Raw genomic sequence first — 26440 nt, 5'->3', positions numbered from 1 at the left:
TCTCCTACCTTTCAGGCGGTGTTTCATCCATCGACCGCCGCCCCTGCGGCGGCGGCAGAAAAGGGAGCCCGGCCGGCCCGGGCCCGGTGGTGGCGTCCCGGCGCGCGGCGCCGAGCGCGAGGAGGCAGCCGGCGGTGCCGGTCGCGAGATCCATCGACAGCCGCATCAGCTGGTCACCGGGGAAGGCGGTGCCCCCGCCGAAGCGCATGGTGTACCAGTCCAGCCCCGATATCTGGTCGTCGAGCGCCCTGGGGGTCACTCCCGGCGTCGTCGTACGCCCGAGATGAAGGATCATTCCGGCGCGGCCGCGGAAGAGTCCCGGCTGTGCGTAGAAGCGCGACTGGGCGGCGGGAAGTATCCCCGCGCGGGCGCGGGCGAACTCCTCGTCGTCACGGTGCCCCAGATAGTCGTCGAGGACCATCGCGATCCCGACGCTTCCCGCGCCCACGTAGGGCATGGTCCGGCTGCCCTCGTCGACGAGCCAGGCGCCGTGGCGTCCGACGACGCACCGGCGGAGGTCCCGGCGCAGGGCCTCGGCGGCCAGATCCAGCAGCGCGATGTCGCCGGTGCGCTCGTAGAGCCGTACCAGCAGCAGTGCGGTGCCCGTGACGCCGTGCAGCAGCCCCGCGCGGAGCGCCGGGCGCCCGAACGCAAGCCGCGCCGCGTGCATCGCATGCTGCTGCAGGATGCTCTCGCCCGTGGTCTGCGCGAAGTGGTCCAGGACGAGGCCGAGTCCGGCAAGCCCGTCGTACATCCCGGGGCCGAGGCGCTGCCACTGCTCTGCGAGCGCCCGCTCCACGAGGTCGAGCGCCGGACCGGTGTGCCCGAGCCGGTCGAGGACGTAGGCGATGCCGAGCAGTCCGTCGTACAGCCCGGGCGGCGTGCCGTGCTCGGGTTCTGCGGCGCGCTGCAGCAGCCATTGCTCGCCCTCCTCGTACCGGGCGGCCCCGGTCTCGGCGAGTGCGTAGAGCACCCCGGCCGCTCCGTGGGCCAGGGCGAGGCCGCCGCCGGGCGCGAACTGGGCTATGTCGCCGGGGAAGAGCCGGTCGTCGCGCTCGGGCGTCGCCGAGGCGAGTATCGCTGCCGCCATCGCGCCACAGGTGAGCGGCGCGTCCGTTGGGGCGGGCCGCCGCCTTCCCCGTACGGGAGCGATCTCGTCCACCGCCCGGTCGAGGAACTCCCGTGGTATGCCGGGGAACTGCTCGGCGGCGATCCGGGCGAGATGCCCCGCCTTGGAGCGGTCGACGGCGAGCAGGGTGGTGAGCGGCACGAACAGCGCGATGCGCAGGCAGGCGAGCGCATAGCGGTCGACGTCGAAGCCGGTCCTGTCGGCCGGAGCGACGAAGCCCGGGTGGGCGACGGACTGCCGACGACCCTCCTCGACCCCCGCGGCAGCCTCGAAGTCCAGCAGCGCGACGGTGCGTTCGTCGGGGGCGACCATGATGTTGAACATGTGCAGGTCGTTGAAGACCACTCCGCGGCCGTGGACGGCCTCGACCGCCTCCTCCGCCGCCGCGTGAATGTGCAGCGCCCACCGGGTGTAGTCCTCGACGGCGCGTATGTCGGGTCTCGTCCCGAGCAGGGGATGCCGCTCGGCGAAGAAGGAGTTGAGGGTGCGGCCGGGCAGGAAGCTCATCACGAGGAAGCTGTGCTCCCCGAGGGTGAACCAGTCGCGGACCTGCGGCGCGACGCCCAGCCCGGCGACGCGTTCGAGGGCTGCTTTCTCCCGTTCCAGCCGGGTGACGGCGTCGGCCCCGTCCGAAGCGAGGCCCGCATGCGGGCGCGCCTCCTTGAGGACCACCGCATCGCCCGTGCGCGTGTCCGTCGCCGCGTAGACGCCGCCGCCATTGGAGAAGTGCAGCGCGCGCTCGATCCGGTAGGGCAGCCCGTCGGTGGTCGTGGCGCGGCGCGCGGCGAGGTGCGGTTCGAGGAAGGTCGGCAGTTTCACCCAGGTGGGGACGTGGAACGCGGGACCCCTTCGGTCCGGGACGAGCCGGCCGCCGGCGTCCTCCACCGCCGGGACGAGAGCGCCGTCCGGGCCGGGGCAGTACTTCGGGGCGAACCCCCCGTAGCGCACATGCAGCGGACCGTCTCCCCAGCGCAAGTCGCTGAGGATGTACGGGCCGGGCTCACCGCGCAGTTCGTCGCCCAACTCACCAAGAATCGCCTGGAGTTCCTTCTCGTCCGCCGGGTAGACGGTGACGAACTTCCCGCTGGAGCCTCGGTCGGCGTACTTGGAGCTGCGCAGGTGCAGCAGGCGGCGGCTCGGGATGAACTTGAAGGGGATGGAGCGCGGTACGCAGTATTCCCACACCTTCGCCGCGGTCTTGTCGGCGCCTTCCAGGGTTGCCGACACATGGACCTTCCAGCCCTGGGACGGGCTTTCACGGCCCGGCGGAGGCGAGGGGCGTAAGTGCAGCCAGTCGCCGTGGCGCAGCGACGTCCAGCCGTCGGGCACCGGACGCCGGGCGGTGTCGAAGTCGTCCGCGCCGGTCTGGTCCGGCGTGTCGTAGAAGTGCGTGCCGGCGAGGCAGTAGACCTCGTATCGCTTGTCCATCGTCCGTCCCCCCTCCGGGCCTGATGGATCAAGATTTCCACGAGACCCGAAGGGCGGAACAGTCACAACTGTCACGAATTCACCGTGCGGAATGCACGGTCCGGCACCGGCGTGTTGTCACTCCTCCGGCGGGAAGACCGGTTCGCCGCTGCCGACCACGGTGATCGTGATCGCCTCGACCGGGCAGCCCTCGGCGGCCAGCAGCAGCGGTTCGCCGGCGTCCGCCTCGGCCTCGACCGAGTGCGACTGGCGCGCCGCGTCGAGGCAGAAGCCGCCGGGTGCGGTGCTGACGCACATTCCCGAGCCGATGCACAGCGACCGGTCGACATCGATGTGCCAGCGGTCGCCCATCAGTTCTCGCCCTCCCATCCCGCGGGCAGGTGGATCATCTTGTGCTCCAGGTATTCGGAGTAGCCCTCGGGCCCGAACTCCCGCCCCAGGCCGGAGGACTTGTACCCGCCGAACGGGCCGAGCATGTCGAGGCTGAAGGTGTTCACCGAGTACGTGCCGGTGCGCACCCGGCGTGCGATGTCGATGCCGTGGCCGACGTCGGAGGTCCACACGCTCCCGGACAGGCCGTAGTCGGAGTCGTTGGCGATCCGCACCGCCTCCTCCTCGTCCCCGTACGGCAGCAGGCAGATCACCGGGCCGAAGATCTCCTCCCGCGCGATCCGCATCGCGTTGTTCACCTCGCCGAAGAGGGTGGGTTCGACGTACCAGCCGTGCGCCTGCGACGCGGGCCGTCCGCCGCCGGTGAGCACCTTCGCGCCCTCCTGCTGGCCGAGTGCGATGTAGTCGAACGAGCGGCGCTGCTGGCGCTCGGCGACCAGCGGGCCGACCTGGGTCGCCGCGTCCAGCGGGTCACCGACCACGAGGGCGGACGCGGCCGCCGCGAACCGCTCGGCGATCTCGTCGTAGTGGCGGCGCGGCGCGAGGATACGGGTCTGGGCCACGCACGCCTGGCCGTTGTTCATCCAGGCGTTGGGAACGATGCCGGCGACCGCGGCCTCCAGGTCGGCGTCGGGCAGGATGATCGCCGCGGACTTCCCACCCAACTCCAGGGTGACGCGGGTGAGATGGCGGGACGCCACCTCCATCACGCGTTTGCCGGCGGCCACCGAGCCGGTGAAGGAGACCTTGTCGATGCCGGGGTGCCCGACGAGGTACTCGCTCACCTCGCGATCGGCCGGGAGGACGGACAGCACGCCGTCCGGCAGCCCGGCCTCGGCGGCGATCTCGGCCAGCACATAGGCGTCGAGCGGCGATTCGGGCGACGGCTTGAGGATCGCGGTGCAGCCGGTGAGCAGCGCGGGCCCGAGCTTGGCCGCGGCGACGAACTGCGGCACATTCCACGGGACGACGGCCGCGACCACCCCGACCGGTTCGCGCCGCACCAGCAGCGGCCCCAGCACCCCGGTGCGCTGCTCCTCGTAGCGGAAGTCGCGGGTGACGGTGATCGCCGCGTCCCACACCATCATCGCGCCGAGCGCCTGGGCGAGGATGCTCCAGGAGACGGGCGAGCCGTTCTGCGCGCTGATCATCCGCGCAATCTCCTCGTGGCGCACCGCGATGGCGTCCTTGATCCTGGTCACCACCTCGATCCGCTCGTCGAGGGTCATGCGCGGCCACGGGCCCTGGTCGAAGGCCTTGCGGGCGACGGCGACGGCCCGGTCGACGTCGGCGGGCGAGGCGTGCGGGACGCGGCCGATGACCTGCTCGGTGTGGGGTGAGATCACCTCGATGGTGCCGTCGCCGAGCGGCTCGACGAGCTCGCCGCCGATGGACAACTGCCCGTACTCGTACTGGAGATCTCCGCTCATCACCGCATCCTTCCTGACGCCACCTCAGAACTGATACCAGTTCTAGTTAAACTAGTCCACGGAAGGGACGAAAACGCCCCCGACCAGCGGTTTCCCGTTGAGCCGGGGGCTGTGTGAAGCCGCAGGGGCCGTCATGGGGCCGTGGGAGGCTTCCGAGCCTTCCTGAACATGGAGTCGACGGCTTGCCGAGTCCGGGTCTCGCTACTGGGCATCAGGTGGGTATAGGTGCGGAGGGTGAAGCCCGGATCGCTGTGTCCGAGGTAGGTACTCAGGGCCTTGATGCTCTCTCCCGCGTCGAGCAGGACCGAGGCGTAGAAGTGACGGAGCGCGTGCATGCCGTCCTCACGGGACTCCTTGTACTTCTCCCCTGGCCCCGGCTTCGGGATCACCCCTGCTACGCCGACCGCGTGGGCACGTTTCTGCGCGGGTCCTCAGCTGCCCACGGCGTGAACCCCTCGAATGATCGGCCACGCTGAGCGGCCATTCGAGCGTTCCCTGGCACGCCGCATCATTCTCCCACAACAAGCCTGATATCCATTTATTTGGATTTTGCAACTTTTGTCGATCCCAAAGACGTCGCGGTCGCCTGCCAAAGGCGGGGCAGTGCCGTGGCGGTCGACTGCAAGGAGGATGCGATGGGTCTGGTCAGGCCTCAGGCTGGCTTGCGGAGTCCCGCGGGCCAAGCTGGCGGTTGGCGAGGACGTAGGCGCCGGGCACGACTGGCCGGCTTCATGCTGCTGAGCTTGCTGCTGACCTCGTTGGGCGTGGCCCCCCAGGCCTCCGCCGGAGGCAAGCATGAGCACCTCAAGGCCTACGTCTCCAACGGCACCGGGAACAGCGTGTCCGTGATCGACACCCGCACCAACACCGTCATCAAGGTCATCACCGCTGGCATTGGCCTCGACCCGGAAGGCGTGGCGGTCACCCCAAACGGCAAGCGTGCCTACGTCGCCAACTCCTCTTCGAACAGCGTGTCGGTGATTGACACCCGCACCGACACCGTGACGACCACCATCTCCAGCGGCATCGGCCCCGACCCATTCGGCGTCGCAGCGGCGCCTGACGGCAGGTACGTCTACGTCACGAACGCCACGACTCCGGGCACCGTGTCGGTGATCGACACCCGCACCAACACCGTCGTGTTCAAGGTGGCGGTCGGCGGCGACCCGATCGGTGTCTCGGTTACCCCGGACAGCCGCCGCGTCTACGTCGCCAACAGCCAGTCGAACAGCGTATCGGTGATCAACGCCCCCAGCACCGTCATTGCCACGGTTTACGGTGGCCCCGACGCGTCCTCGTCCGGCTCACGCCCGACAGCTGTGGCGGCGGCCTGGGATCGTCGTCACGTCTATGTCACTAACGGCAACTCAAAAAATGTTTCGGTGATCAAAACCCACCGCAACGCGATCATTACCACCATCCCGGTTGGGATCAACCCGATCGGTGCGGTGGCTTCCCAGGATCAACGCCATGTCTACGTCACCAACGGCACGACCCCGGGCACCGTGTCGGTGATCAACACGTACCGCAACAAGGTCGTAGCGACGATTCAGGTCGAATCCTTCCCGTTCGGCGTGGCCATCACCCCGGACCACCGCCGTGTCTACGTCGCCAACATCAACTCGAACAGCGTGTCCGTCATCGACACCAACACCAACACTGTCGTCGACACCATCAGAACGGGCATCGGCCCCGACCCGGAAGGCGTTGGAATCGTGCACTCCCAGGGCTCGATCTAACACCTCAGCGGCACCGGGAAGGGAGACGTAGCCGCCGACCCTCAAGAAGCTGGTCAACCGGTGGTTGCTGTACAGCAGCGAAGTACGGCAACCACTGACCGCGCCCGACCGCCACCAGCTCCAACCGACCGACTGACCAGTCGAGCGGACCTCAGCGACCGTCCCGCCCATAGTTCGCATCGAGAGGCGCGCCTCGTGCCACGCCCGTGTCTGTGCCCGGATATCCGCAACTCGTGAACAAGCCGTGCACCCGCGCCAACCGGAGCCCGTGGGCAGCCCTGTCTCCTGCTCGCAGCACACGCCTCTGCGGTTGCACCGTTTCGCCGGACGGCGCACTGTGAAGGGGATGCCGTACTCACCGACAGGTCAACCAGCCAGCCTGCGTCCGCTTCGCTGGTGGAGAGGGAGTGCAGGCTCAGGTACGTGATCCCGGGAAGCTTTACGGCGCCGGGGAACGAGGCTGGGCCCTCAAGCGTCAAACATGCGGCATGTCGACTGTTCCAGAAAGCGGGAGGCTTGGCCATGGCTATGCCCATCCCTACACCCGCGTTGTTGATCGTTTCTGACAGGAATGACGACAGCATGGCGCTCTGTGCAACTTGGGATGGCAACGTAGTACAGGAAGACTTCACTAAAGGCACCTATCAGGGTGGTATTTCGCGCCGTCAGACAATGGCGATGGGATTTATAAGATTCAGCGGCCTTCAGCGGACACCACCAATGCGATGACCCTGAGCCTGGACCTGGGCGCCGGCGGCTTCGCTCCCCAGACCCCACTCGTTGTCAATGTGGACGACCCGAATTCCGCCAGCCAATTGTGAGTACTCACGCAGAATCCAGGGCGGCCCGGCATTTTTCGCATCGAACCCAACCAGGCGGTCCCCGGGACGCTCGCGATGGATGTGAGGGGAGGAGGGAATCACCCGGGCACCCAGGTTCAGCTCTTCCCCCCGCAGCCCCCACTCGCGTCTACTAATCAGGAATGGCAGCTCAGGGTGATCCTCTGAAGGCGGCGAGTGGGCGCCATGCCGTCACTTGAGTGATCACCGGCATAGCCCGTGCCCCTCGCGTGCCCGTTCCGGCGGGAACACACGGGGACTCACGGGGAACAACAGGGAGTCGACCGCTCCCCCGCAGGTCAGCGAGTGCCAGCTCGGCGGACATCCGCATAAGCACTCTTCCAAACTGGTGCTCCAATCCACCGAACTTGCCGTGCCCGCACCGGCTCCGCCCGGCGCGCGGCTAATGCACCGCAAAGCGCGAGGCCCGTCCTATGTAACCCCCGGCACCGCCGTGCCCCTGCTGAGATGCGAGTACTGCGGGTCCGAGCAACGATGGTAGTAGGCCAGATAATCGACCCGGGAGAGTGCCCAATGGCTGGTCTCATCCGGCAAAGCTTTGATACGCCTGAGGAAGTTCGCCCATTCGAAGAGGGCAAGGGGAAGCTCGAACTTGTCAACCTCGATGCCGGGCCAGTGGGCCGGGCAACGTTCGAACCCGGGTGGCAATGGTCGAAGCACATCAAACCGATCGCGAAGACCGACAGTTGCCAAGCGGCCCACATGGGCTACTTCATCGCGGGCCGTATGAAGATCGTCATGGACGACGGCGAGGAGGCGGAGTACGGCCCAGGCGACTTCATGATCTGCCCGCCAGGCCACGATGCCTGGATCATCGGTGATGAGCCATGCGTCTTCATCGACTGGCAAGGCTTCGCGGACTACGCCAAGCGATAGCAACGTGAAACGGCGGTCGGCTCCGCGGCTTTGCCCACGGTTTTGGGGACTGGGACCGCGTCGAGAGAGGTCAGAGGGCCAATCGTCCGGACTCACTGGGCAGACGGCTCCGGCCAGGGCATCGTGCACCGCGGCGACTGCCGCATCTCCGGCGGCGGCCGGCTCAACCGGCAAGAGGTCGAGATGGCCCTCGGCATGCCCGATGTCACGGCGTGCGCCGGATGTCGCCGGACGAGTGCACACCCTCCCGGGCCGTCTCTGGGCCGTCCGACGTCGACCACCGCCGACAGACGATGACACCCACTACCCGCATCGCTGCAGGTCAGCCAACCACCCAGAATCGTCACGTGAGTTGAGGAAGAACCTGAAACCAGTTCTAGTTATAGTGGGCAATGCGTCTGCTGAAGAGACGTCGGAGAGAGCCAGAGAGCGGGAGACCTGATGCGGCGCGTGACGGACCATGGCGGCGGGGTGTGGAGCGTCCCCGTTCCGATCCCCGACAATCCGCTCGGGCACACCCTCGTGCACGTCCTGGAGACCGACCACGGGCCGGTGCTGATCGACACCGGCTGGGACGACCCCGCCTCCTTCGACGCGCTCGCCGACGGCCTCGCCGTATGCGGTACGTCGATGCCCGAGATCCATGGTGTCCTGATCACCCACCACCACCCGGACCACCATGGGCTCTCCGGCCGGGTGCGGGAGGCGTCCGGCGCGTGGATCGCGATGCATCCGGCGGACACGGCGGTGGTCCGGCGTACCCGTACGGCGCCGCAGGCGGCCTGGCTCGACTACCTGATCGGCAAACTCTCCGACGCGGGGGCACCGGAGGACCATCTCGCGCCGCTGCGCGCCGCGCGCGCCTCCGGCAGGGGCCGTGCGCTGCCCGGGCTGCGCGCCGCGCTGCCCGACCGTGAGATCGTCCCCGGCGAACTGGTGGATCTGGCGGGCAGGCGGCTGCGCGCGATCTGGACGCCGGGTCACACACCCGGACACGTCTGTCTCCACCTTGAGGAGGAGCATCCAGCGCAGCACCCCGGGCGCGGCGGCCGGCTCTTCTCCGGCGACCATCTGCTTCCCGAAATCACCCCGCACATCGGCCTGTACGAGGACCCCGACGATGCCGCCGTCACCGACCCGCTCGGTGACTACCTCGACTCGCTGGAGCGCATCGCCCGGCTCGCCCCGGCCGAGGTGCTCCCCGCCCACCAGTACGCCTTCGCCGACGCCGCCGGACGGGTCGGCGAGTTGCTCTCCCATCACGCGGCGCGCCTCGCCTCGTTGCGCGAGCTGATCGCGGCACACCCGCTCACCCCGTGGCAGGTGGCGGAGGCGATGGAGTGGAACCGACCCTGGGAGCACATCCCGTACGGCTCACGCAATATCGCCGTGTCGGAGGCGGAGGCACACCTTCGACGCCTGGTCAAGCTGGGTCTCGCCGAGCCGGTCGCGGGCACCCGCCCGGTGGCTTATGCGGCGGTCTGACATAAGGTGTTGCGGACAATTCCACCCATGCGTACCCGGGCGGCTGCGCGGTCGCGTTCCGCTCACCGAAAGGCAACGACCTCGCCATGGCCCTCCGCACCGCCATGACCTCGACGGCCGCGGCGCTGGCCGCCGCCGCGCTGACCGTCACGGCGACGGCTCCCGCCGCCGCCTCCTCGTCCCCGTCACCTGCCACGTCGTCCTCGGACGTGCCGGCTGCGCTCTACGGCTCGTCGGACCCCACGTACGACGGCGTCTGGCGGCAGTCCACCGCGCTGCTCGCGCTGAGGACGGCCGGGGTGACACCGGCGGACGAGGCGACGGCATGGCTCGTCGACCAGCAGTGCGCGAACGGCGCCTTCCCCTCGTACCGCGCATCGCGCACCACCCCGTGTGACGCGCAGAACGAGGACGTCGACTCCACAGCCCTCGCCGTGCAGGCGCTGGCGGCGCTCGGCGGCCACACGACGGCCGTACGGCAGGCCATGGACTGGCTCGCCGAGGTGCAGAACACCGACGGCGGATGGGGCTATCAGCCCGACCAGCCCAGTGACGCCAACTCCACGGCCGTCGTCATCGGCGCGCTGGCGGCGGCTGGCGGGGACATCACCCAGACGACGAAGGGCGGCAAGTCCCCGTACAACGCACTGCTCTCCTTCCAGCTCGGCTGCACTGCGACGGCGTCGCAGCGCGGAGCGTTCGCCTACCGTCCCGATTCCTCAGGCCACCTGGCCGCCAACGCCAAGGCGACGGCCGATGCCGCCTTCGCCGCGCTCGGCAAGGGGTACGTGGTCACGGCCCCACAGTCGAACACGGACCCCAAGCCGATGGACTGTTCGGCCACGGCGGGCAGCGCCACCGCGCCTCTCAACCCCGCGCTCGCCGCCGACGCGGCCTCGGCCTATCTCGCCACGGCGCTCTCTGCGGGCGGGGAGCATCTGTCCTCCGCCCAGCCGGGTTCCGACCAGCAGACGCCGGACTACGGTACGACGACGGACGCCGTCATCGCGCTGGCCGCCGACGGTCATCCGGTCGCCGCGAAGAAGGCGTACACGTGGCTGACGAAGAACGCGGGCACATGGGCGAAGGACAATCCGGCGGCGCTCGGGTCGCTGGTCCTCGCCGCCCGTGCGACGGGAGCCGATCCCCGCGACTTCGCGGGCGCCGACCTCGTCCAGCAGTTGGAGAACACCGGCCCGCGGCCCCGGTCCGCGGTCTCGTCGGACCCGGCGCAGGTCCGCAGGCAGAGCAGCGCCGGCGGCGGCACGGTCTGGTGGGTGATCGGCGCGGGCCTGGTCGCGGGCATCGGCATCGGCCTTGCGTTCAGCTTCATGCGCGGCAGCGGCAGGAGGAACGGCAAGAAGTGACCGGATGCAGGGCACTGTTGTCGGCCGGGCTGCTCGCCTGCCTGCTCACCGGATTGCTGACGGTATCGGTGAGCCCGGCGCGGGCGGCCGGTTACCGCTACTGGTCGTTCTGGCAACGGACGAGCGGCTCCTGGTCGTTCGCGCAGGAAGGACCGGCGGCGACCACCCCGCCCGACGGGGACGTGGAGGGCTGGCGGTTCGCGGTGAGCGCGGACTCCGGCGGCGCGGCACACCCTCGCGATGACGCCGCATTCGGCCGGATATGCGCCAGTTCGGCGCCCAGGCCGGGGATGAAACGCATCGCCCTGGTGCTGGACTTCGGCACCGCCGACGACGCCCGGCCCGGCGCCACCCCGCCCGCCGAGCACACCGCGTGCGCCCAGGTGCCCGCGGGCGCAAGCGCGGCCGATGCGCTCGCCGCGGTCGCCAAGCCGCTGCGGTACAGCGCGTCCGGGATGATCTGCGCGATCGCGGGATATCCGCAGTCCGGCTGCGGTGAGGAGGCGAGCGGCCCCGTCCGGAGCGGCGCATCCGCCGCACCGGCGGCCGCGGGCCGCTCTCGCAGCGGACCGTCCGTCGGCGTCCTCGCCGGGGCCGCGGCCGTGCTCGCCCTCGCCGCGGCCGGGTTCTGGCAGGCCCGGCGACGCGGGCGGCAGTCGTGAACGTCATGCATGTGCATGCCGGAGCGTGGTGGCTGTGGGCGCTCGGGCTCGCCACCGCCGCGTCGCGCACGGGCAACCCGTTGCTGCTCGCGCTGCTGGTGGCGGTGGCCGGCTATGTCGTCGTCGTGTGCCGCACCGACGCGCCGTGGTCGCGGAGCTACGGCGCCTTCCTCAAGCTCGGGATCGCCGTGGTCGTGATCCGGTTGGTCTTCGCGATCGCGCTCGGCTCCCCGGTTCCCGGCACGCATGTGCTCCTGACGCTGCCCCGCATACCGCTGCCGCACTGGGCGCAGGGAGTGCGGATCGGCGGCCCCGTCACCGCCGAGGGCCTGGTCTTCGCGGCGTACGACGGGGTGAGGCTCGCCGCGCTGCTGTCGTGCGTGGGCGCGGCCAACGCGCTCGCCCATCCGGCCCGGCTGCTGAAGTCCCTGCCCGGCGCGCTGTACGAGGCGGGGGTCGCGGTCGTCGTTGCGATGACCTTCGCCCCGAATCTCGTCGCGGACGTGCAACGGCTGTGCGCGGCCAGGCGGTTGCGCGGCCGCGCCGACACGGGGATCACGGCGCTGCTGCAGGTCGGGCTGCCGGTGCTGGAAGGCGCGTTGGAACGTTCCGTCGCCCTGGCGGCCGCGATGGACGCCCGCGGCTACGGCCGTACCGCCGAAGTGCCATGCGCCGTCCGGCGGTTGACGGCGGCTCTGACGATGGGCGGGTTGCTGGGCGTGTGCGCGGGCACGTACGGACTGCTGGCGGCGGAGGGTGCGGGGCTCGGGCTGCCCGTGCTGCTGCTTGGCGTCACGGCATCGCTCGCCGGGCTGTGGCTCGGCGGACGGCGCAGCATCCGCACGCGTTACCGGCCCGACCGCTGGGGCGCCCGCGCATGGCTGGTCTCCGGCTCGGGCGTCGCGGTGGGGGCGCTGACGATCTGGGCGGCGGCGCTCGATCCGCGGGCGCTCACCCCGCCCGCCGTGCCGCTCACTGCACCGGTGCTGCCGTTGTGGCCCGCGGGCGCGCTGCTCGTCGGGCTCGTTCCCGCCCTCCTGCCGAGGGGAGATGCGCGGTGATCCGTTTCGAGGAGGTCTCGGTCACCTACGACGGGGCGCACGAGCCCGTCCTGCGCTCCGTCGACCTGACCATCCAGGAAGGCGAACTGTGCCTGCTGGTCGGCGAGTCCGGGGTCGGCAAGTCGACACTGCTCGGCGCGGTGAGCGGTCTCGTGCCGCACTTCACCGGGGGCACGCTGAGCGGCCGGGTGACGGTCGGCGGACGCGACACCCGTACCCACAAGCCGCGCGAACTGGCCGATTTGGTCGGCACCGTGGGCCAGGACCCGCTCGCGCACTTCGTCACCGACACCGTCGAGGACGAACTCGCCTACGGCATGGAGTCCCTGGGCATGCCTGCCGATGTGATGCGGCGGCGCGTCGAGGAGACGCTGGATCTGCTGGGCCTCGCCGAGCTGCGGGACCGCCCGGTCGCGAGCCTGTCCGGCGGACAGCGGCAGCGTGTCGCCATCGGCTCCGTGCTCACCGTCCACCCGAGGGTCCTCGTCCTCGACGAGCCGACCTCGGCGCTCGACCCGGCAGCGGCCGAGGAGGTGCTCGCGGTGCTGCAGCGCCTCGTTCACGACCTGGGGACGACCGTGCTGATGGCGGAGCACCGCCTGGAACGGGTGGTGCAGTACGCGGACCAGGTGGTGCTGCTGCCCGGGCCCGGCGCCGCGCCGGTGGTGGGCGAACCGGCTGAGGTGATGGCCGTCTCGCAGGTGGCCCCGCCCGTCGTGAGGCTGGGCCGGCTGGCCGGTTGGAGCCCTCTTCCGCTGTCGGTGCGCGACGCGCGGCGCCGGGCGTCCGGCCTGCGGGAGCGCCTGGCGCAGTGCACGGCGGATCCGCTTCCCGCGGCGCCGGAGGCCGGACGTGCCGTCGCGGAGTCGTCCGGGCTGTGCGTGCGGCGCGGCCGGATCCAGGCGCTGCGCGGCGTGGACGTGGCCGTGCGGCCGGGCGAGGTGGTCGCGGTGATGGGCCGCAACGGCGCCGGGAAGTCGACGCTGCTCGGCTCCTTCGCCGGTCTGCACGCACCGGGCGGCGGTTCGGTGCGCGTCGGCGATGCGGTCCCGCACCGCACGCGCCCGCAGCAACTGGTGCGCCGCGTCGGCCTCGTACCGCAGGAGCCGCGCGATCTGCTGTACGCGGACACGGTGGCCGCCGAATGCGCGGCGGCCGACGCCGATGCGCAGGTCCCGCCCGGCACCTGCCGGGCGCTCGTGGACGACCTGCTGCCAGGCGTTGCCGGCCGGGCGCATCCGCGCGACCTGTCGGAGGGACAGCGCCTGAGCCTCGCCCTGGCGATCGTGCTCACCGCCCGTCCGCCGCTGATCCTGCTGGACGAGCCGACGCGCGGCCTCGACTACGCGGCCAAGTCCCGGTTGGTCGCGCAGCTGCGGGCGCTGGCCGGCGGCGGCCATGCGGTTGTTCTCGCCACGCACGACGTGGAGCTCGCCGCTGAGGTCGCCCACCGGGTGGTGATCATGGCCGAGGGCGAGATCGTCGCCGACGCACCGACCGCCGAGGTCGTGGTCTCCTCCCCCGCCTTCGCCCCGCAGGTCGCCAAGGTGCTGCAGCCACAGCCCTGGCTGACGGTCACTCAGGTGGCCTGCGTCCTTGGGGAGTCGCAGTGACGCGTCGCGTCAACCCCGTGCGTCTCGGCGCCCGGTCGGTGTGCGCCCTCGCCCTCGTCTCGGCGGTCGGGGTCGTCGCCTTCGGCTGGCCGCTGCTCGCCGACCCCGGTTCGGGCCTCGCCCACAGCACCGATGCGCCGTGGCTGTTCGCCGCCCTGCTGCCGCTGCTGCTGGCGGTGGCCGTCGCGACCGTCTCCGACACCGGCCTCGACGCCAAGTCCGTCGCGATGCTGGGGGTGCTGGCGGCCACGGGTGCGGCGCTGCGGCCGCTCGGTGCGGGCACGGCCGGGATCGAGCCGATGTTCTTCCTGATGGTGCTGGCGGGAAGGGTGCTCGGCCCGGGTTTCGGCTTCGTGCTCGGTGCGGTGTCGATGTTCGCCTCCGCCCTGCTGACCGGCGGCGTCGGCCCCTGGATGCCGTTCCAGATGCTCAGCATGGGCTGGGTGTCCATGGGTGCCGGGCTGCTGCCCGGTCCTGATGCTCTCCGCGGCCGCCGCGAGCTGGCCCTGGTGGCGGGGTACGGCGTCGTCTCGTCCGTCCTCTACGGCACGGTGATGAACCTCCAGGGCTGGCCGTACGTTGCGGGCATGGCGTCCGGCGTCTCCTACGTACCGGGCGCACCGCTGCCGGAGAATCTCGCCCGGTTCGCCGCCTACTGCCTGACCACGTCGCTGGGGTGGGACCTCCCGCGTGCCGCCCTCACCGCGGTGCTGACCTTCGCCCTGGGCGCCCCGGTCCTCGCTGCCCTGCGCCGCGCCACCCGCCGCGCGGCGTTCGACGCGCCAGCACGATTCACCTGAAGTAGTTAGCAACTCCGCTTGACATGCTGCCTACTTCAAAGGACTACCGGGCTCGGCCGCCAGGTCATCACTGCAGGGGCGCGGGGCGTCTTCTTCATCCGTGCGGGCACGCCACACCGTGATCGCTGGCAGATGAGGGCGCATGGGTGCGCGGAGTGCTGTGTCGCGCACCCGTACGCCCCGCACCGCCTCTACAACCGCTGGATGATCGTCCCCGTCGCGAGTGCCCCACCCGCGCACATGGTGATCAGGGCGAACTCCTTGTCCGCGCGCTCCAGTTCGTGGAGCGCGGTGGTGATCAGCCGCGCACCGGTGGCGCCCACGGGGTGGCCCAGCGCGATCGCGCCGCCGTTGACGTTGACCTTGTCCATGTCGGCGTCGAAGACCTGGGCCCAGGAGAGCACCACGGAGGCGAAGGCCTCATTGATCTCGACGAGGTCCATGTCCCGCAGCGACATCCCCGCCTTGCCGAGCACGGCGCGCGTCGCGTCGATCGGGCCGTCGAGGTGGTAGTGGGGGTCGGAGCCGACCAGCGCCTGGGCGACGATCCGCGCGCGGGGTTTGAGCTTCAGTGCACGGGCCATCCGCTTCGAGGCCCACATGACGGCGGCCGCGCCGTCCGAGATCTGCGAGGAGTTGCCGGCGGTGTGCACCGCGGTCGGCATGATCGGCTTCAGGCCCGCGAGCGCCTCAGCGCTGGTGTCGCGCAGCCCCTCGTCGCGGTCGACCAGGCGCCACATGCCCTGTCCCGCGTGCTGCTCCTCCTCGGTGGTCGGCACCTGCACCGGGTACGTCTCGCGCTTGAAGCGCTCCTCGGCCCAGGCCTGCGCGGCCCGTTCCTGGGAGACCAGGCCGAGGGCGTCGACACGCTCACGGGTCAGCCCGCGGCGCCTGGCGATGCGTTCCGCCGCCTGGAACTGGTTGGGCAGGTCCACGTTCCACTCGTCGGGGAAGGGTTTGCCCGGCCCGTGCTTGGACGCGCTGCCGAGCGGCACCCGTGACATCGCCTCGACCCCGCAGGCGATGCCGATGTCGATGACGCCCGCGGCGACCAGGTTGGCCACCATGTGGTTGGCCTGCTGCGACGAGCCGCACTGGCAGTCCACGGTCGTCGCCGCGGTCTCGTACGGCAGGCCCATCGCGAGCCAGGCGTTGCGCGCCGGGTTCATCGACTGCTCGCCGGCGTGGGTGACGGTGCCGCCGACGATCTGCTCGACGCAGTCCGGGCGAATGCCGGTACGGGCGAGCAGTTCGCGGTAGGTCTCACCCAGGAGGTAGGCGGGGTGCAGGTTGGCGAGCGCGCCTCCGCGCTTGCCGATGGGGGTGCGTACTGCTTCGACGATGACGGGTTCAGCGGCCATGAAGCTCGTCCTCTCCTCGGCCGGGGCGTCCCGGTGACCCCGGCAGAACTAGTACGCGTTCTAGTTCTTCCCGCAGTTGTATTACCCCGGGTACGGTCGCGCAAGGGTTGTGCGTCGCACGTCTCGGCGTATGCGCTCCCGCAAGCCGTGTCACGCCCCTTGCCACTTGTAGAACTCGTTACTACCTTCAAGCGACATCTGATGGGCTGTCAGCTATGGAGTCGCCGATGTCCTGCCCAGCGCTGCCCGATGGCTTCGACTTCACCGATCCCGACCTCTACCACCAGCGCGTTCCGCTGCCGGAACTGGCGCAGCTGCGGCAGACCGCCCCCGTGTGGTGGAACGCCCAGCCCCGGGGCATCGCCGGGTTCGACGACGACGGCTACTGGGTCGTCACCCGCCACGAGGACGTCAAGGAGGTCTCCACCAAGCCGGAGATCTTCTCCTCCTACCTCAACACGGCGATCATCCGCTTCAACGAGTCGATGACGCGGGATCAGATCGACGTGCAGCGGCTGATCATGCTCAACATGGACCCTCCCGAGCACACCCGCGTCCGCCAGATCGTCCAGCGCGGTTTCACGCCGCGCTCCATACGCAAGCTGGAGGACGCCCTGCGTGAGCGCGCCCGGCGCATCGTGGCCACCGCCAAGGAGGCCGGAAGCGGCGACTTCGTCTCCGAGGTCGCCGTCGAGCTGCCGCTGCAGGCCATCGCAGAGCTGATCGGCATACCGCAGGGCGACCGGGCCAAGATCTTCGACTGGTCCAACAAGATGGTCGGGTACGACGACCCGGAGCTCGCCATCACCGAGGAGATCGGCACCGATTCGGCGATGGAGCTCATCTCGTACGCGATGAACCTCGCCGCGGCGCGCAAGGAGTGCCCCGCCAGGGACATCGTCAGCTCGCTCGTCGCCGCCGAGGACGAAGGCAACCTCGGCTCGGACGAGTTCGGCTTCTTCGTCCTGCTCCTCGCCGTCGCCGGCAACGAGACGACGCGCAATGCGATCACCCACGGCATGCACGCCTTCCTCACCCACCCCGACCAGTGGGAGCTGTACAAACGCGAGCGCCCGGCCACCGCCGCCGACGAGATCGTGCGCTGGGCGACCCCGGTGGTCTCCTTCCAGCGCACCGCGACCTGCGACACCGGACTCGGCGGGCAGCACATACGCGAGGGCCAGCGCGTCGGCATCTTCTACGCCTCCGCCAACAACGACCCGGACGTCTTCGACCGCCCCGACGTCTTCGACATCACCCGCGACCCCAACCCGCACCTGGGTTTCGGCGGTGGTGGCCCGCACTTCTGCCTCGGCGCCAACCTCGCCCGCCTGGAGATCGACCTGATCTTCAATGCGATCGCCGACGCCATCCCCGGCATCAGCCTCGCCGGCGCGCCGCGGCGCCTGCGGTCGGCATGGCTCAACGGCATCAAGGAGTTGCAGGTGAGGTACGTGTGAGGGACTCCGGCCGCGCGGGCCGGTCGCGGTCGTCACCGCACAGGTGAGCGCTCAACTGCTTGAGCAGACGGCCGAGATCGGCGTCCTCGCGGGACGGGTCCCACCAGTCGCCGAGCATGTCGGCGAGGACCGACGCGCGCGCCTCGACAAGCCGTTCCGCCGTCCGCCGTCCCGCATCGCTCAGCAGCAGCACAGTGCCCTCGCGGTCGGTGAGGCGTCGCACCTCCAGCTCCTCCGCCGCGTGGGCGATGACGTCCGCCGGGACGTCGGTGCGGTCGGTGAGCAGCTGCGGTGAGGTCGAACCGTAGCGGTTGATGCGCAACAGCAGCCAGCTGGAGGCCGGGTGCAGGTCGAGCCCGGCCCGTTCGGTGATCCGCAGGTACAGGTCGCGCCGCCCCTCGCGCGTGCCCAGACACGTCAGGGCACGTGCCACCTCCTCCCGAGAGGTTCGCTCGACGGGGTTGGTGGCGAGGGTCTCGCTGGCGTCGGGCGCGGTCACCGAGCCGCGCAGCGGCTGCTCCTTGAGGAGCCAGGCCAGCACGAACGCCACCGCGGCGACCGGCACCGCGTACAGGAACACCGCCGTGATGGACACCGAGTACGCGTGCAGCACGGCCGCCCTGGCGCTGGCGGGCAGCGTCGCGATGGTGTGCGGATCGGACCGCAGCACGGCCGGATCGAAGCCGGGCGGCAGCGCCATGCCGGCCAGTGCCGTCTTCAGCTCGCCGGCCAGGCGGTTGGCGAAGATGGTGCCGAAGATGGCGACGCCGAACGACGCGCCGATAGAACGGAAGAAGGTCACGCCCGAGGTGGCGACGCCGAGGTCCTCGTAGCCGACCGAGTTCTGCACGATGAGCACCAGCACCTGCAGCACGAGGCCGAGCCCGAAGCCGAAGACGAAGAAGACCAGGCTCATCGTGAGCGTGCTGCTGAACTCGGTGAGCGTGTGCAGCAGGAGCAGACCGCAGATGATGACGGCGGTGCCGAGAACCGGGAAGATCTTGTAGTGGCCGGTGCGGCTGACGAGCTGGCCGGAACCGGTGGAGGCGATCAGCATGCCGACGACCATCGGCAGCATGTGAACGCCGGAGAGCGTCGGCGTCACCCCGTGCACCACCTGCAGGAAGGTCGGTAGATAGGTCATCCCGCCGAACATCGCGAAGCCGACGACGAAGCCGATGACCGAGCAGAGCCAGAAGCTGCGGATGCGGAACAGCCCCAGCGGCAGAACGGGTTCCGCAGCCGTGCGCTCGATGGCGATGAAGACGGCGAGCAGCACGACCCCGAGCGCGGCGAGCCCGATGATCTGCCATGAGCCCCAGGCCCATGTCGTGCCGCCGAGCGAGGCGACGAGCACCAGACAGGTGGCCACGCCCGCGATGACGGCTGTGCCCGCGTAGTCGATGGTGTGGCGGTTGCGGTGGACGGGAATCCGCAGCACGGCGGCGATGACGGCGAGCGCGACCAGCCCGATCGGCAGATTGATGTAGAAGACCCAGCGCCAGGAGAGATTGTCCACGAACAGCCCGCCGAGCAACGGCCCGAGCACGCTGCTGGCTCCGAAGACCGCGCCGAAGAGCCCCTGGTAGCGGCCTCGGTCGCGGGGTGGCACGATGTCGCCGACGATCGCCATCGACAGCACGATCAATCCGCCGCCGCCGAGCCCCTGCAGCGCACGGAAGCCGATCAGCTCGCCCATGTTCTGGCTGAGTCCGCACAGCGCCGAGCCGACGAGGAAGATCACGATCGCGGTCTGGAAGAGCTTCTTGCGGCCGTACTGGTCGCCGAGCTTGCCCCACAGCGGCGTCGCCGCAGTGGAGGCGAGCAGATACGCGGTGACCACCCAGGACAGGTGCTGCATGCCGCCGAGATCGCTCACGATGGTGGGCAGGGCCGTGGAGACGATGGTCTGATCGAGTGCCGCGATCAGCAGCCCGAGCAGCAGTGCGCTCATCGCCACGAGTACGGTGCGGCGTGGCCGGCCCTCGCCGGGGACGGTGGTCCCTGCGGTGTCGGCGGGGGTCGGGGGAAGGGTCGTGTCGTCCTGCGCCATCGACGGCTCCTCCCAGCTGGTCCGGTGAACGCCGGTAAGCGCTGGTAAGCACCATGGTCACACTGTTAGGTGCGGTATGACCTGTCGTCGTGAGGAGGAAGGCGTGATGGCCACGGGTTTCGGGGCCGCGCAGTTCCAGCTCGTACTGCTGCGCCGGATGGCCGATCACCGCCCGGAACTGGTCGAGCGGGCGCTGCGCACTCTCGGGGTGTCACGCGCCGACATGCGCGAGGCCAACCGCCGCTGGCAGGCGATGATCCGGTCGCGCACGTTCCCGCAGGGCGAGGGCCGCTACCGGGCGGTGCTCGGCCCGCCCGATTCGGCCACCGCACGGCGGATCGGCGACATCGACTGCGAGGCGCTGTCGTGGACGTTGCCGCTCTGGCCCGATCTGCGGTTCGAGGCACTGCTCGGGCCCGGCGGCCGGGTCTGGAACGACTGGCTGGTACGCGCCCCGGGGGCGCCCGCTCCCGTACTGCGCGGCCGGGAGGACCTTCAGCCGTGGTCGTGCACGGTGGACGAGGTGGCGCGGGCCTTTCCGCCCGCGACCCCGCTCGAAGGCGATGCCCCGACCCGCTGGCGGCTCGCCTTCACCGACCCCTCGACAGGGGACCGTCTCATCGCGCACTTCACGTACGGGCTGCTCCAGTACGTCGACGAGCCGGCCGACTGAGCCCGGCCGACTGAGCCCGGTCGGCTGAGCCCGGTCGGCTCGGCTCGCCGGGTCTGAACAGGGAGGGTGGCGCATCGCGGCACTGGTTTGTATCGTTGAGGAACAAAGTGGCCCCGCCCGCTCCCCCTGACCGGCGGGCGAGGCCGCTGTTCGTTGTCCGACGCAGTTCCGGAAGCCACCCGAGGAGCCGCAGCATGACGGCCACCGACCTGACCGCACGCGCCCTGCTCCTCGACATGGACGGCACACTCGTCAATTCCGACGCCGTCGTCGAGCGCTGCTGGCGGCAGTGGGCGGCGCAGCACGGGCTCGAGGCCGACGAGGTGCTCGGCATCGTGCACGGCCGGCAGGGCTACGCGACGATGGCCCTGCTGCTCCCGGACCGCCCGATGGCCGAGAACCACGCCGACAACGCGCGCATGCTGGCCCAGGAGACCGCGGACACCGACGGCATCGTGCCCGTTCCCGGCGCGCCCGCGTTCCTCGCCTCACTCGGCGGACTGCCGCACGCGCTGGTCACCTCCGCCGACCGGGGACTGTCAAAGGCGCGGATGTCCGCCGCCGGTCTTCCCATGCCGCCGGTCCGGATCACGGCGGAGTGCGTCAGCGCCAGCAAACCCGACCCCGAGGGATTCCTGAAGGGCGCCGCGGAGCTGGGCTTCTCGCCCTCGGAGTGCATCGTGTTCGAGGACTCCCAGGCCGGCATCGAGGCCGGGTTCGCCGCCGGGATGCGTGTCGTCGGAGTCGGCCCGCGGGCAGCCGCGCATGCGCCGACCGCGCATGTCGACACCCTCGAACGGGTACGGGTCGAGCCCGCCGACGGCGGCGACGGCGGACTGGTGCTGCGCATCGCGGCTGCCGGCGCGCTGGATCGCTAGCGCGCGCCCGTATCACGCCGTGTTCAGTAGCACGCCGCGCCCGCGACTGCTTGAAAGTTGCAGAATTTAGCTGCACACCTTTAACCTCGCCTCCAGATCGGTCAACGACGTCGTGCCGTCAGGCACACACCCCCACCCGACAGACCGAAGGAGACCCCTCATGCCCTCGACCGACCTCGCCGAGAAGGCCAGGCCGTATGCGCTTGCGTTCTTCCGCATCGTGACCGGCCTGCTCTTCGCCTCGCACGGCGCGGCATCTGTCTTCGGCATCCTCGGCGGCGCTCCCGGCTCGCACGGCGGGACCGTCCCCACCGGCGCCTGGCCGTACTGGTACGCGGCGGTCATCCAGCTCGTCGGCGGCGCGCTGGTCGTCCTCGGCCTCGGCACCCGAACCGCCGCGCTGATCTGCTCGGGCTCGATGGCCTACGCGTACTTCACCGTGCACCTGACGACGGCGCTGTGGCCGCTGCAGAACGGCGGCGAGCCGGCCGCCCTCTACGCCTGGGCCTTCCTGCTGCTCGCCACGACCGGGCCGGGCGCACTGGCCCTGCGCCGCGGCGGAGCCGTGATGAGGGGAACATCACGCCAACCCGCCTGATCACCCCCTGGATACCCGGCGTACTCTGAACGGCTGGACGCGGAGACCCTCCGCGTCCAGCCGTCAGCAGACATGGGGTGCTCGGGAAGTTGAGTTCACTGGTGGATTCGCCATGGATTCTCGCCTTTGTGGCGCTCTCCGTGCTGCTCGACGTCTTTCTTCCGGTGCTGCCGAGCGGCGTGCTGCTGATCTCCGCCGCGACCGCGGGCACCGCCGGGTCCAATGGCACGCGTGATGTCGTCGACATCATCGAACTGGTGCTGTGCGCGGCCGTCGCCTCCTGTCTCGGCGATCTCGCCGCCTACCGCCTCGCCTGGCACGGCGGCGACTGGCTCGACCGGCGCATGGCGCGGTCCCGGCGGCTGGCGGCGGCACAGGAACGTCTCGGCCGCGTGATGACCGACGGTGGCGGCGCGCTCGTCCTCATTGCGCGCTTCGCCCCCGCCGGGCGTTCCGTGGTGAGCCTGGGCGCGGGCGCCGCGCACCGCAGGCCCATCGAGTTCCTGCCCTGGTCGGCGCTGGCCGGGCTGGTGTGGGCGGCCTACGGCGTCGGGCTCGGCTACGTCGGCGGGCAGTGGTTCGGCGCGACCTGGCTCGCCACGGCCGCCTCTCTGATCGCCCTCTTCGGCGCGGGGTTCCTCGCCGCGGTCGTCTTCAAGCGCGGGCGCCGGGCCGCCATGGAGGCGGAGGCCGATGGGGAGGACGTGCCGGGAATTCAGGACGGGCTGATCAGCCGCGTCTCATAGGCGAGGACCACCGCCTGGACCCGGTCGCGCAGTCCGAGCTTGACCAGCACCCGGCTGAGATGGGTCTTCACCGTGGCCTCGGCGAGGTGCAGTTCGGCGGCTATCTCGGCGTTGGACTTGCCCCGTGCCACCTCGGTGAGGATCTCGCGTTCGCGGGCGGTCAGCCTCGCGAGCCGCTCGTCCTGCGGGCCTTCGGAGGCGGGCAGTTGGTGGGCGCAGGTCTCCAGCAGCCGCCGCGTCACCCGGGGCGAGACCACCGCGTCGCCGGCCGCCACCGTACGGATCGCGGCGAGGAGCTCCTCGGGCAGCGCGTTCTTGATCAGGAACCCGGAGGCGCCGGCCCGCAGCCCTGCGAAGGCGTACTCGTCCAGGTCGAAGGTGGTCAGGATGAGCACCCGGGTCTCCGGGCACGACGCGACGATCTTGCTGGTCGCCTCGATGCCGTCGACGCCGGGCATGCGCACGTCCATCAGCACCACCTGCGGCCGTAGCCGGTCGGCCAGACGGACCGCCTCCGCGCCGTCGCCGGCCTCGCCGACCACGCTCATGTCGGGCTGGGATTCCAGGACGAGATTGAACGCGACGCGCATCAGCGGCTGATCGTCGACGAGCAGCACGCCGATGGTGCCGCCGTCCGAGTCGTCCGTCACGTCGGTCACGTTCCCTCCCCTGACTGCGCGCGCGGGTCGCCGAGGTGCAGCCGGGTGGCGACCCGCCAGCCGCCACCGGGCAGCGGACCGGCCTCGAGCGTTCCGCCGTACGCCGCGACGCGGTCGCGCATGCCGTCGATGCCGTGCCCCGGCGTTCCCGAACCGGGCGGACGCACCGGGACTCCGTCGTCGCGGATGTCGACGTCCACACAGCCGCCCGGGCAGCTTACGCGCACCACCGCATGGGCGCCGGGCGCTGCGTGTTTGAGCGTGTTGGTGAGCGCCTCCTGCACCAGCCGGTAGACGGTCAGCTGGGCGGCAGCGGGCACATCGGTGAACTCGCCCTCGATCCGCAGCCGCACTGGAAGGCCCGCGGCCCGCACCTGTACAGCGAGGCCGTCGAGCTGGGAGATGCCGGGCTGCGGATGGCGCAGGGCGTCGGGTTCGTCCGCGCGCAGCACGCCGAGGAAGCGGCGCATGTCGGTGAGGGCCTGGCGGCCGGTGCCCGAGACCTGCTCCATGGCGGCCGCTGCCTTCTCGGGCGAGCGGCCCGCCGCGAACGCCGCACCGTCGGCGAGAGCCACCATCACCGACAGAGTGTGGGTGACGATGTCGTGCATCTCGCGGGCGATCCGGGCCCGTTCGGTCGCCACCGCCAGCTGGGCCCGCTGGTCGCGCTCGCGCTCCAGACGGGCGGCCCGGTCTTCGAGCGCCATGAGGTAGGCGCGGCGGCCACGCACGTTGGCGCCGATCATCGCGGCCGCGATGGCGAGGCCGCAGAGCGCGATGAACGCCTTCGCGCCCCGCTCGGCCGAGCCGATGCGCACCGCCACCAGCAGATTGCCCAGGGCGAGCACGGCACCTGCGGTCCAGGTCCTGCGCAACGGGCAGTGCGCGGCCACCGTGTAGAGGGCGATCAACAGGCCCACATCGCCGGGGAGCACCGTGGAGGTGGCCAGCCACTGCCCGAACGCGACGGCGGCGAGGACCGCGAAGACCGCGTAGGGGGCGCAGCGCCGCCAGGCGAGCGGCACCAGCAGCGCGAGCTGGAAGACGAGCAGGCCGGGCACCTTGAGGAAGAAGAAGTGGAACGGCCCGGTGGTCACCGCGATGAGAAAGAGCGCCAGCAGCGCGTCCTGCGGAGTCGGGTGACGGTAGGTGAACGCGTGCAGGTGCCGGGCACGCCCTGGGCCCCGGCGCACGGACTGCGCACCGGGGCCCTGCCCTTCGGGTGTCGCCTGCGTCACGCGTCCTACGCGTCCCGCCGCTTGAGCACGATCGCACCGCCGATGATCGACGCCACCACGTAGAGGGCGAAGACGCCGCAGCCGGTCCACGGAGCGAGCGTGTGGGGGTCCGGGTGCAGCGTGGTGAGCGCCTGACCGGCGTTGCTGGGCAGGTACGGGCCGATGTCGTTGGCCCAGGAGGTCGGCAGCGCGTGCAGGATCAGCGGCAGCACCAGCAGCGCGCCGAAGAGGCTGGAGATCCCGCCCGGGGTGGAACGGACCACCGTGCCGAGACCCACGCCGAACAGGCCGACCAGCGTGAGGTAGATCGCCGTGCCGAAGACCACACGCGGCACACCGGAGGCGGACAGCGAGGTCTGGATGTGCTGGGAGGAGAGCATCGCCTGGCCGACGAAGAAGGAGATCAGCGCGGTGACCGAGGTGACGACGAAGGTCACCCCGCCGAACACGGCGGTCTTCGCCCACAGCACCGGCAGCCGGCGCGGGACGGCCGAGAGCGTGGCCCGGATCATCCCGGTCGAGTACTCGCCCGTGACCACCATCACGCCGAGCACGCCGACCGCGAGCTGCGCGAAGAAGAAGCCGTCGATGCTGCGGCCCGCCGGGTCGAAGCCCGCCTTCTCCATCGCTGGCATGCTCGGCCAGCGGTTGGCCACGGCCCAGCAGGCCAGCGCCGCAATGCCGATCATGACCACCATGCCGATGAGCAGGCTCAGATAGGTCGACCGCAGCGAGCGGAACTTGATCCACTCCGACTTCAGCACCCGCGGCTGGGTGACCTTGCCTCGCGGCGCGGTGGCCGCGGCGGAGACGGGGGCGGGGGCTGTCGTGGTGCTCATGCGGCGTTTCCTTCGGTCACGTTCGGGCGGCTGGCGGACGGGACCGCCTGGTACTCGACCACGTCACGGGTGAGTTCCATGAACGCCTCCTCCAAGGAGGCCTGCTGGTTGGCAAGTTCGTAGAGCGCGACGCCGTGCTCGTGCGCGGTCCGGCCGATCTGCTCGCTGCTGAGCCCGGTGACGGTGAGCACACCCGCCTCGTCGCTCGTGATCGTCACGTCGGGACCGGCGATCTGCTCGCGCAGCTTCCCGGCGTCGGGGGTCCGCACCCGCACGGTGTTGTTCGAGGCCTCGCGGATGAACTCCTCCACCGAGGTGTCCGCAATGAGCCGGCCTCGCCCGACGATGATCAGGTGCTCCGCGGTCAGCGCCATTTCGCTCATCAAGTGGGACGAGACGAAGACGGTGCGGCCTTCGGCGGCCAGGGACTTGAGCAGGTCGCGTATCCAGCGGATGCCCTCGGGGTCGAGGCCGTTGACCGGCTCGTCGAGAATGAGCGTCGCCGGGTCGCCGAGCAGCGCGCTGGCGATGCCGAGCCGCTGTCCCATGCCAAGCGAGAAGCCGCCGGCCCGCTTCTTCGCCACCTCGCGCAGGCCGACCAGTTCGATGACCTCCTCCACGCGCGAGCGCGGGATGCCGGTGGTGGCGGCGAGCGCCAGCAGGTGGTTGAAGGCGGTGCGCCCGGTGTGGATGGCGCGGGCCTCCAGCATCGCGCCGACCTCGTGCAGCGGCGCGGGATGGTCGGCGTAGGAGCGGCCGTTGACCACGGCGCGGCCCGAGGTGGGGGCGTCCAGGCCGAGCAGCATGCGCATGGTGGTCGACTTCCCGGCGCCGTTCGGCCCGAGGAAGCCGGTGACCACGCCTGGCTTCACGGTGAAGCTGAGGTCCTCGACGGCCGTCTTGGGCCCGTAGCGCTTGGTGAGTGCGGTGGCTTCGATCATGAGGTGCTTCCTCGTCGGCTGACAGCGGAGTGCGGGACCGTCACGTCGATGATCCCGGCCGTCCCAACGCTAGGCGGCGCCGCTGTCCGGAACGAGCCCCGCAGGACGGAACTGCGGCACCCCTCGCGTGCACCCCGAGGTGGATGCGCATACC

24 protein-coding genes are annotated in these 26440 nt (G+C 70.5%); 14 read left to right on the top strand and 10 right to left on the bottom strand.

Going from position 1 to position 26440, the window contains the following annotated elements:
- Positions 1 to 4: 4 nt before the first annotated feature.
- The 4 genes from lanKC to NGB36_RS16410 form a co-directional block, all read right to left on the bottom strand.
- Complete coding sequence (gene lanKC, locus NGB36_RS16425) at positions 5 to 2557, bottom strand: class III lanthionine synthetase LanKC (protein WP_255921033.1); 2553 nt, start codon at positions 2555 to 2557, stop codon at positions 5 to 7.
- A 117-nt stretch (positions 2558 to 2674) separates the two neighbouring features.
- The gene (locus tag NGB36_RS16420) at positions 2675 to 2908 is read right to left on the bottom strand and encodes a ferredoxin (protein ID WP_255921032.1); all 234 of its coding nucleotides are present in this window, start codon (positions 2906 to 2908) and stop codon (positions 2675 to 2677) included.
- The gene (locus tag NGB36_RS16415) at positions 2908 to 4377 is read right to left on the bottom strand and encodes an aldehyde dehydrogenase (protein ID WP_255921031.1); all 1470 of its coding nucleotides are present in this window, start codon (positions 4375 to 4377) and stop codon (positions 2908 to 2910) included. The genes NGB36_RS16420 and NGB36_RS16415 overlap by 1 nt, the downstream gene beginning before the upstream one ends.
- Before the next feature lie 131 nt (positions 4378 to 4508).
- Positions 4509 to 4712, bottom strand: a complete 204-nt coding sequence (locus NGB36_RS16410; protein ID WP_255921099.1) for a tyrosine-type recombinase/integrase — start codon at positions 4710 to 4712, stop codon at positions 4509 to 4511.
- A 408-nt stretch (positions 4713 to 5120) separates the two neighbouring features.
- Between NGB36_RS16410 and NGB36_RS16405 the strand changes: the two genes are divergently transcribed.
- From NGB36_RS16405 to NGB36_RS16365, 9 genes are all read left to right on the top strand, one after another.
- A complete protein-coding gene (locus NGB36_RS16405) occupies positions 5121 to 6116 on the top strand; it encodes a cytochrome D1 domain-containing protein (RefSeq protein ID WP_255921030.1) in 996 nt (331 codons plus the stop codon).
- A 522-nt stretch (positions 6117 to 6638) separates the two neighbouring features.
- Positions 6639 to 6845, top strand: coding sequence for a hypothetical protein (locus NGB36_RS16400; protein ID WP_255921029.1), 207 nt, complete (start codon positions 6639 to 6641; stop codon positions 6843 to 6845).
- 644 nt (positions 6846 to 7489) lie between these two features.
- Complete coding sequence (locus NGB36_RS16395; protein ID WP_255921028.1) at positions 7490 to 7852, top strand: cupin domain-containing protein; 363 nt, start codon at positions 7490 to 7492, stop codon at positions 7850 to 7852.
- A 441-nt stretch (positions 7853 to 8293) separates the two neighbouring features.
- Entirely contained in the window at positions 8294 to 9337 is a 1044-nt protein-coding gene (locus NGB36_RS16390) for a Strvi_7410 family MBL fold metallo-hydrolase (RefSeq protein WP_255921027.1), read from the top strand.
- 86 nt (positions 9338 to 9423) lie between these two features.
- The gene (locus NGB36_RS16385; protein WP_255921026.1) at positions 9424 to 10704 is read left to right on the top strand and encodes an SCO2321 family membrane protein; all 1281 of its coding nucleotides are present in this window, start codon (positions 9424 to 9426) and stop codon (positions 10702 to 10704) included.
- Positions 10701 to 11366 carry an SCO2322 family protein gene (locus tag NGB36_RS16380; RefSeq protein ID WP_372509459.1) on the top strand — a complete coding sequence of 222 codons (666 nt, stop codon included), beginning with the start codon at positions 10701 to 10703 and terminating at the stop codon, positions 11364 to 11366. Before NGB36_RS16385 ends, NGB36_RS16380 begins: the two co-directional genes overlap by 4 nt.
- A 5-nt stretch (positions 11367 to 11371) precedes the next feature.
- Entirely contained in the window at positions 11372 to 12427 is a 1056-nt protein-coding gene (locus NGB36_RS16375) for an energy-coupling factor transporter transmembrane component T (RefSeq protein ID WP_372509461.1), read from the top strand.
- Complete coding sequence (locus NGB36_RS16370; RefSeq protein ID WP_255921025.1) at positions 12424 to 14040, top strand: ABC transporter ATP-binding protein; 1617 nt, start codon at positions 12424 to 12426, stop codon at positions 14038 to 14040. The genes NGB36_RS16375 and NGB36_RS16370 overlap by 4 nt, the downstream gene beginning before the upstream one ends.
- Positions 14037 to 14840, top strand: coding sequence for an ECF transporter S component (locus NGB36_RS16365; RefSeq protein ID WP_255921024.1), 804 nt, complete (start codon positions 14037 to 14039; stop codon positions 14838 to 14840). Before NGB36_RS16370 ends, NGB36_RS16365 begins: the two co-directional genes overlap by 4 nt.
- A 191-nt stretch (positions 14841 to 15031) precedes the next feature.
- On the opposite strand, the gene NGB36_RS16360 is transcribed toward NGB36_RS16365, so the two are convergent.
- Positions 15032 to 16201 carry a steroid 3-ketoacyl-CoA thiolase gene (locus NGB36_RS16360; protein WP_255921023.1) on the bottom strand — a complete coding sequence of 390 codons (1170 nt, stop codon included), beginning with the start codon at positions 16199 to 16201 and terminating at the stop codon, positions 15032 to 15034.
- A gap of 227 nt (positions 16202 to 16428) precedes the next feature.
- Between NGB36_RS16360 and NGB36_RS16355 the strand changes: the two genes are divergently transcribed.
- Complete coding sequence (locus NGB36_RS16355; protein WP_255921022.1) at positions 16429 to 17661, top strand: cytochrome P450; 1233 nt, start codon at positions 16429 to 16431, stop codon at positions 17659 to 17661.
- On the opposite strand, the gene NGB36_RS16350 is transcribed toward NGB36_RS16355, so the two are convergent.
- Entirely contained in the window at positions 17633 to 19714 is a 2082-nt protein-coding gene (locus NGB36_RS16350) for an MDR family MFS transporter (RefSeq protein WP_255921021.1), read from the bottom strand. The genes NGB36_RS16355 and NGB36_RS16350 overlap by 29 nt on opposite strands.
- Positions 19715 to 19820: 106 nt before the next feature.
- On the opposite strand from NGB36_RS16350, the gene NGB36_RS16345 reads away from it, so the two are divergent.
- From NGB36_RS16345 to NGB36_RS16330, 4 genes are all read left to right on the top strand, one after another.
- Positions 19821 to 20387: a hypothetical protein gene (locus NGB36_RS16345; protein WP_255921020.1), complete on the top strand. Its 567-nt coding sequence runs from the start codon at positions 19821 to 19823 to the stop codon at positions 20385 to 20387.
- A gap of 194 nt (positions 20388 to 20581) precedes the next feature.
- Complete coding sequence (locus NGB36_RS16340) at positions 20582 to 21265, top strand: HAD-IA family hydrolase (RefSeq protein ID WP_255921019.1); 684 nt, start codon at positions 20582 to 20584, stop codon at positions 21263 to 21265.
- 160 nt (positions 21266 to 21425) lie between these two features.
- Positions 21426 to 21863 (top strand): DoxX family protein, encoded by a 438-nt coding sequence (locus NGB36_RS16335; RefSeq protein WP_255921018.1) that lies wholly within the window; start codon positions 21426 to 21428, stop codon positions 21861 to 21863.
- A gap of 77 nt (positions 21864 to 21940) precedes the next feature.
- On the top strand, positions 21941 to 22609 hold the full coding sequence (locus tag NGB36_RS16330; RefSeq protein ID WP_255921017.1) for a DedA family protein: 669 nt from the start codon (positions 21941 to 21943) through the stop codon (positions 22607 to 22609).
- Here NGB36_RS16330 and NGB36_RS16325 read toward each other — a convergent pair.
- Genes NGB36_RS16325 through NGB36_RS16310 form a run of 4 tightly spaced genes read right to left on the bottom strand, consistent with a single transcriptional unit; the run spans position 22579 to position 26286 of the window.
- Positions 22579 to 23268 (bottom strand): response regulator, encoded by a 690-nt coding sequence (locus tag NGB36_RS16325; protein ID WP_255921016.1) that lies wholly within the window; start codon positions 23266 to 23268, stop codon positions 22579 to 22581. The two genes, NGB36_RS16330 and NGB36_RS16325, sit on opposite strands and share 31 nt — an antisense overlap.
- Positions 23265 to 24506 carry a sensor histidine kinase gene (locus tag NGB36_RS16320; RefSeq protein ID WP_255921015.1) on the bottom strand — a complete coding sequence of 414 codons (1242 nt, stop codon included), beginning with the start codon at positions 24504 to 24506 and terminating at the stop codon, positions 23265 to 23267. The genes NGB36_RS16325 and NGB36_RS16320 overlap by 4 nt, the downstream gene beginning before the upstream one ends.
- A 5-nt stretch (positions 24507 to 24511) precedes the next feature.
- The gene (locus NGB36_RS16315) at positions 24512 to 25345 is read right to left on the bottom strand and encodes an ABC transporter permease (RefSeq protein ID WP_255921014.1); all 834 of its coding nucleotides are present in this window, start codon (positions 25343 to 25345) and stop codon (positions 24512 to 24514) included.
- On the bottom strand, positions 25342 to 26286 hold the full coding sequence (locus NGB36_RS16310; RefSeq protein WP_255921013.1) for an ABC transporter ATP-binding protein: 945 nt from the start codon (positions 26284 to 26286) through the stop codon (positions 25342 to 25344). Before NGB36_RS16310 ends, NGB36_RS16315 begins: the two co-directional genes overlap by 4 nt.
- Between the last annotated feature and the right edge of the window lie 154 nt (positions 26287 to 26440).

Origin of the sequence: Streptomyces humicola, assembly GCF_024436035.1 — a bacterium.
GTDB lineage: Bacteria > Actinomycetota > Actinomycetes > Streptomycetales > Streptomycetaceae > Streptantibioticus_B > Streptantibioticus_B humicola.
Note: the sequence above shows the minus strand (reverse complement) of the source record. Positions and strands in the feature narration are given on the sequence as shown.